This window comes from Hominilimicola sp., from assembly GCF_046972485.1.
Classification (GTDB): Bacteria; Bacillota; Clostridia; order UBA1381; family UBA1381; genus Hominilimicola; species Hominilimicola fabiformis.
This window is the reverse complement of the sequence record NZ_JBKVWU010000023.1, coordinates 20,577-28,538: the sequence shown is the minus strand read 5'-3', so window position 1 is coordinate 28,538 and position 7,962 is coordinate 20,577. Positions and strand designations below refer to the sequence as shown.

1 protein-coding gene is annotated in these 7,962 nt (G+C 40.2%); it reads left to right on the top strand.

The features are described 5' to 3' along the window. Positions 1 to 229 precede the first annotated feature (229 nt). Positions 230 to 7,933 (top strand): glycosyl hydrolase family 95 catalytic domain-containing protein, encoded by a 7,704-nt coding sequence (locus ACLTU0_RS04350; protein ID WP_412321507.1) that lies wholly within the window; start codon positions 230 to 232, stop codon positions 7,931 to 7,933. Positions 7,934 to 7,962 lie beyond the last annotated feature (29 nt).

Genomic DNA, 7,962 nt, shown 5'->3' with positions numbered 1-7,962 from the left:
TTACAGAGGCAATACAGCTGTCGATAAAATAAGTTAAAACCTTCATAAAATATTTAATGCAAGGACTGCCGTTAATTTCGGCAGTCCTTGTGTATTTATTAGGTTTTATGCGGTTTTTAAACCATATAACAAATTATTCATATGTCAGATGATATTTTTCGTCTATGAATATCATAGTGGTTATGCTAAAATTTAATCATCAAATTATAAATGAGAGGAAGGGAATAAAATGAAAAAAAAGATTATATCGGCAGCAATTGCTACGGCGATGTGCGCAAGCATGATACCTGCACCGTCAATGGCTTATGCTGATGGGACGGAAGATACTGAATACAGCATGGTCACGTCAGCACCGTTTTATTCAGAAGATTTTGAAGAGAACGGCTTTGTTGATATGGCTAAGACAAATGAAAACGGATGGACTTATAATCCCGGAAATGGTGCTGCATTTGACTGCGGAAACAATTTTAACAATGTTCAGACAGGCTCAAATATGATACGTTTCTGCGGTACACAGTGGGACGACAGTTCACTTGAACTAAATTTAAAACAGTCTGCGATTGCCAAGGGTATTGATGAAACTGTATATGACGGCTATATGACAGATAACATTGCGGTAAGCTTTCAGTATGCTGCTACAGCTGACAGCAATATTGGAAATAAGCAGGACGGAAGCCGTAATATGATAGAGTTACTTACAGATGACGGCAAGCCGTTTATGGCATTTGAAGCGTATACAAAGGATAAGAACAGCGATGATATAACTCTTAATCTGATTGCACTTAATGAAAGCAAGACTGAGAACGTCCGCTATGAACTGGCAAAGGGTGCGTCCAATATATTTGATGTGCTTCATGAGGTTACGGTATATGTAAATAATGATGATAATACATATCAGGTTAAGGTAGGAGCGGATACGCTTGATATAGGAAATTTCGGTGCATGGATCCCGATGAGTACAAGCGATGATGTAGGAGCCGCCTCGCAGGCGTCTGACGCAAAGGTCGGATCAATTAAAATCAAAAATGTTCATTCAAGCTGGTACGGAGGTATTATTTTGGATAATGTAGAGCTTTCAAAATGGACAGAACTTTCTTTTACAAATCCTGCGGTTGCACCCGATAAAGCTATGTCTATGTGGTACAGAATGCCTGCAGAGCGTTGGGCGCAGTCAATTCCGTTGGGCAATGGCAGAATAGGTGCTATGGTTTGGGGCGGAATTACTTCGGATACTCTGTCATTGAGTGAGGTTACAGATTGGTCAGGCGAAGACCACAGAAGCAAAAACCTTGATAATGACGGCAGCACTGATAATTGGGCAGCTCTCAATAATCTGCGTGAGGAAATGAAAAAGGATACTCCCGACAGGTCTAAGGTGACTCAGTATTTAAGTGAAATGGGAGGCGAGGGGAACAGTAACTTTGGCACAAACAGACCGTTCGGTAAGCTGGAATTTAGCTTTAACGGTATGGATAATGCTATTTCTGGTTACAGACGTTCGCTTGACCTTGAAAATGCGGTTTCCACTGTCGAATTTACATCGGGTGGTACGAAGTATACTCGTGAAGCGATTGTAAGCAATCCCGATCAGGTAATAGCTCTTAAGTATAGCAAGAAGGGATCCGGAAAAATTTCTTTTGACGTTAATTTTGCTACCGAGGAAACAAACGGAGGTACCGGTACGGTTACCGCAGGTGAAAATTATCTTGAATGGGACGGCGCGGTATACAATACTGATAGTGTTACAAACGGTGTTAATACCTTTGGTTATATGCAGGCAGTTCCTGATGGCGGAACTGTTACATATGACAAAACCGGTATGCACGTATTAGATGCAAATGAAGTTGTAGTTATAGTTTCAATCGGAACAGACTTTAAAGCAAACGAAAATTACAATCAGAACAGTAAAGAAAACTGTAAGAATCAGCTTGATGCCGCAGTGGCTAAGGGATATAGCGACATTAAGGCAGAACATACAGAGGACGTAAGTAAGTTGTTTAACAGAATGAAGGTTGAAATCGGTGCAAAAGACGAATTAAAGTCTGAAGATCCGACCGACGTCAGATATGAAGCAATCAGGGACGGAGCTGAAATTGACGGAAGCTTTATGTCGCTTTGGTATCAGTACGCAAGATACCTTATGATTGCCGGTTCTCGTGAAAATTCACCATTGCCAATGAATCTACTTGGTATATGGAATGACAATGTTGCATGCAATATGGCGTGGACATGCGATTATCATCTTGACGTGAATACGCAGATGAATCAGTGGATGTCAAATTCTGCGAATCTCTCTGAGAGTGAACTTCCACTGATAAATTATATAAAGAATATACTTATTCCGAGCGGACAGATAACCGCTGAGAAACAATATAATGCCGAGGGTTGGCTTGCCAATGTTGCAACGAATGCATGGGGTTATGCCGGAATAGGTAAGGATTCATGGGAAGCGTTCACGGATACTGCCTGCGGTGCATGGATTATGCAAGAGGTTATGAATTATTATAATCATACAGGCGATAAGGAATTCCTTAAGGAATCCGGATTCTATATGTTGAAAGAAACTGCTAAGTTCTTTAACAGTTTTATGACACAATATACAGCAGATGACGGAAAAACCTATTGGGTAACGATTCCAAGCGGATCGCCGGAAAATGGATATGTTGAAATTATGTCAACATATGATATTACGCTTATAAGAGATATATTTGAGCAGACGTTAAAATGCTATGATATATTGGAAGGTGAAAAGTATATTGACGGTGACGGAAGTGAGGCTGAAGTAAGCAAGAACGACGGATATTATGCAGCTATACAAGAAAAGTATGCCGGTCTGCCGGATTATAAAATAACCGAATCCGGTACAGTGGCAGAGTGGCCATTCTTAAAGAATGCGGACGAAAAAGGATTGACAGATGACGGCAATACAAACCATCGTCACACCTCGCATCTTTTGGGTTTATTCCCGTATGCACAGATTACGCCGGACAGAACTCCGGAACTTGCTGCTGCGGCACTTGAATCGATGCAGCGTCGTTACAACAGAAACGATTATGAGCATACAGAATGGACAGCAGTTATGGCTGCGGCACAGTATGCGAGATTAAAGGACGGCGAGAATGCATATAAATATCTCAAACTTGAAGCTGATACATTTACATGGCCGAACCTGTTAAGTATATCACCGGAGGGAATAGCCCTTGCACCATGTGATGTATATTGTATAGAAGGTACGTTGGGTATTGCGCAGGATTTGGCGGAAATGCTTTTACAGTCACACAGCGACAGGCTTGAATTTCTCCCTGCACTTCCTAAGGAATGGAGTGAAGGTAACATTGAAGGAATGTCAGCTGAAGGTGCATTTGATGTAGATTTTGAATGGAAGGATTATACAATCAAGTCGGCAAAAATTACATCAAAGAGCGGCAATAGAGTAAACATTTTGAAAAATGCGGCAATAAACTGGGACAATGTCGCAGTTTATGATGAAGATGGAAATAAGCTTGAAAATGTTACCGATACAAGTAAGCTGCTAAGTTTTGACACCAAAGCCGGAAAGTCATATACGCTTAAGAACTTATATGGTGAAGAGCTTCAGACGGGCAAAATTATAAATGACAGTGATCCAAGAATTAAATATGACAGATTTAGCTATCATAATGAACGTTCACTTCCGGATATAGGTAATGATATTCATTATTCGCAGAGTGCAGGCTCAAGCATAGAATTTCAGTTTGTCGGTACCGGTATTGATGTAATAGCCGAAGGAAGTAGTGACAGCAAGACTATGGAGGTCTTTATAGATGGTGAAAGCAAAGGAAAATTCAATGCGAAGTCTGATACTCCAAGAGGTCAGAAGGTATTATATTCAGTAGACGACCTTGATTACGGAAATCATACTATTAAGGTTGTGCAGAATGAGGATGGCGGTTACTTTGAGTTTGACGCATTCGCGGTAAGAGGACAATACTCGAATTTTATAAATGATGATAACCCAATGATTACTTACGGAGATGGTTGGGGCAGAAGTGAAAATCGTAATATGAGCAATTTCGATTATATGGGCGATGTTCATTACGCTACCGAAAATGGTTCAAGTCTAAATGTTGAATTTAGCGGTACCGGAATAGAGGTTGTACTTGAGAAAAATAGCGGAATTATTTCGGCAGCAATTGACGGCACGGACTATGATGAAATTAATGTAGGTGAAATACAGGATGCGTCCGGTGATAGAAGACTGACTGTTATGGAAATAAGCGGACTTGCAAATGGCTCACATACACTTAAGCTTACAAAAACCGGCGGCGATTGGTGTATTGTAGATGGATTTATAATTCTTAATGAGGGCGGCAGTACTTTCAATGAAGGGATATATGAATTGTCGAATCTCGATAATGGTAAGGTTCTTTCATTGAATAATACGGAAATAACCACAACAGATGAATGTGCGGGAGCAGATAATCAAAAGTGGATACTTGATTATGTTGATAACGCTAATTTCAGACTTATAAATGCACAGACAGGCATGGCAGTGTCGCTTGGTTCAGATAACAGAAGCCTTGTACAGGAGAAGATAGATGTAAATTCAAAAAAGCAGATTTGGCAGAGAGTCAAGAGTACAGCAGGAGCGAATGAATATTGGCTTATGAATTCAATGCTTGGAAAAGACGGAACCTTGTTTGCTCAAATCGACGGTGAATATGACGGTAACGGCGGCGGAGTTGCGATGTGGTATTACAGCACAAGCAATCATTTCTTCTGGAGTTTTGAGGATGCAGGAGAAAATACTGTTTTAATTAAGAATAAGCTTGGAACGTATATGAGCGTAGATCCGAGTAATATAAACGGAGATGGCGCGTCGATAAAAACATGGAGCAAGCTTGTCGGAAGAAATCAGAAGTGGGAAATTAAATATGTCGGTGATAATAAATATGTCATAAAACAGGCTGCCGGTGATAAGGCAATAGTAAGGAGCAATGGCAATATAATTCTTGGTTCTGCCGATACAGATGCAGCAAAATGGACAATTGAACAGAAAAAACAAAACGGAGTTCTTTACTGCATATTTACAAATGCTGAGGACAACAGCGAACTTGATATAGGAGGAACAAAGTGGGCGATAAGTCTTTCAGACAGTAACAGTTCGGCACCGTATGTATATGATATACATACAGAAGGCAAAATTGTAGACGGTGGAGAAGTTACTGTTTCATATAAATATGCAAACTGTGACGGTAGTATTGAGGATGGCAGTACATATAAAGTATATATGAATAGCAGTGAAAATGTTGTTGCAAGTGGAACAACGTCAGAATCGGAGGGCTTTAAGTTTGAAGTGCCGTCGGATTATGGCACAAACAGCGTTTTAACGATAGAGATTACGCCTTCTTCAAAATTAGGCAAAACAGGCGCATCTTTCAGCAAGAATATACATGCCATCAATGTTAACGGTACGAACATGAGCACTTCTGTTACGGCTCAAGAGGATTTTTCAGATGATGATATGGCTGCACTAATCAATTCTCGTGAAAAAGGATTTACACATTCGGGTAGTACATATGAAATATCTGTAGGTGAAAAATCAGGACATGATAATGCCATGAGTATTTTGGCGAAGGATTGGTGGAACAGCGCAAACGTAACGCTTGATTTGGGTAATGACGACAACGAATTTGAAGAACTTACGGGAAAAGCATATGTTGAATTTGACGCTATGTTCGACGCACCTAATTATTATGATTCGGGTAGCAAGATGTATGTTGCGCTAAATAACGGTTCAACACGTTTTGCAGCTATACGTCTGACGGGTGAAAACCTTGATGTGATTTCACTCAGTGACGGCGGATATAGAAAGTATTATAACATAGCGTCCGGCATGGACAATGTATACGGAAAGTGGTTTAACTTTAAATTTTACGTTGATACAGAAACTAATAAGTATGCGGTTAAGGTAAATAATAAATTTGTTACTTTGGACAACGGAGATATATGGTTTACCGCAACTGCAGACAGTACTTCGGATCCGGGAGCAGCTTCTACTGAAACCATAGGTAAGATTGTATCGCTTGAATTCGGACACGAATGGATGGGAGCAAATTCAACTTTGTGGATCGATAATATCAAAGCGGGAACATATTCTGAAATGTCGGGAGCATACTGGATTGTTGATGAATTTTCAGCGGCGGACGGCAAATTGGAATACGGTAAAACCAACAATATGAATCTTAGAGTTATTGAAAAACAGAAGCCTGAAAGCGGAAAAATTTATACGGCGCTTTACTGTGATGGTGTTCTTAAGTCGATAAAAGAAATAGACAGCGATGATATTCAGTTTGACGCAAGAGGCGTGTATGAAACTACGGTTACAATGGACGTACCGAAGGTAGGCGGAAATTATACTGCGAAGGTATTTGTATGGGACGACAGCATGAGACCGATAGGTGACGTATATGAAACAGAATATAATGTTGAAAGCCCATTTGCTTTGCCGAATGTATTTTCCGATAATATGATGCTTCAGGCAGATGAGGATATAACTGTCTGGGGTACAGGTGTTCCGAACGATACTGTAACCGTTACTCTTAAGGAAAAGGACGCAGAAACAGCATATGAAGCAAACTGCACAATTGCTGAGGACGGCACTTGGGAGGTTACACTTGATGCAAAGGAATGCGGCGGTGACTATACAATGACGGTTAAATGCGGCGAAGAAACAAGGAGATATACAAATATTATCTTTGGCGATGTTTATCTGCTTGCCGGTCAGTCAAATATGGAAGCATGGTTGAGTTGGATTGACAGCCAGAATTATGCAGGAGAAAAGGAAAGAGCCGAAAATTCTAATATCAGAACTATTGATTTGTTAAGCAAGGGCGGAAACGGTTCTTCGAATCCTAGCGATAATCTTCCGGAGATTGAAGGAAATGCATGGGCACCGATGACATTCTCAAATGCAAATACAACTTCTGCAATAGGATATTATTTTGCACAGGAACTTAATAAAGAAACAGGCAGACCGATAGGTTATATTCATGCTGCTGTAGGAGGTACAAGGATAGACAGATGGCTTGAAAATGATTATGTTGAAGGAATTTCTTCGCCGTGGTCATTATACAATAACCGTGTTTATCCTTTAAGAAAGTTTAAACTGTCAGGAGTTCTGTATTATCAGGGCGAGTCCGATGGACCTGAGGATGCAGACAGCTTGGATAGTAGCAAGGGAATGAGTGCAGATCAATACAGTACGATAATGGCGGCACTTATTGACAATTACAGAGAACTGTTTAATAACGAAAATCTTCCGTTCTATTATGCGCAACTTGCAAGATATTCAAATCAGAATTTTGAAAATATCCGTGCGGCTCAGGTATGGGCGTTGGATAAGGTAACAAATCCGAATTATGTTAGAATGGTATCAAATCTTGATGAAGTAGGTAATTTCGGTTCAGTGGGCAATACTTCGGGAAATGCCCGCCATGATATACATCCTTACGGAAAGGATGAGGTTGCAAGAAGATTTGCACTTCTTGCAAAGCACGATATTTATGGATATACGGACAGCTCGGTAACGGGACCACAGTATAAGTCGATGGAGACAGATGGCGACAAGCTTATTTTAACATTTGAAGCCGATGGAGATTTGGATATATTGGATAAAGATTGCTATGCAGACTATAAGACTGACGAGCTTATTGAAAGTGACAAGCTTGATGTAACGGTTCTTAACGGTTTTGAGATTGCGGGAGAAGATGGTATTTATTACAGTGCTAATGCAGAAATCAAAGGAAAGACTGTTATTTTGAGCTGTGATGAAGTTAAGACTCCGGTCAAGGCAAGATATGCATTTGGTGCTTATCCTGAGTCACCGAATCTCACAGATGGAAGCGGTTTGCCTTCATACACATTTGCTACAGAATATACATCAAAAAATTAATACAAAATAAATTTTTCGATACAGACAAA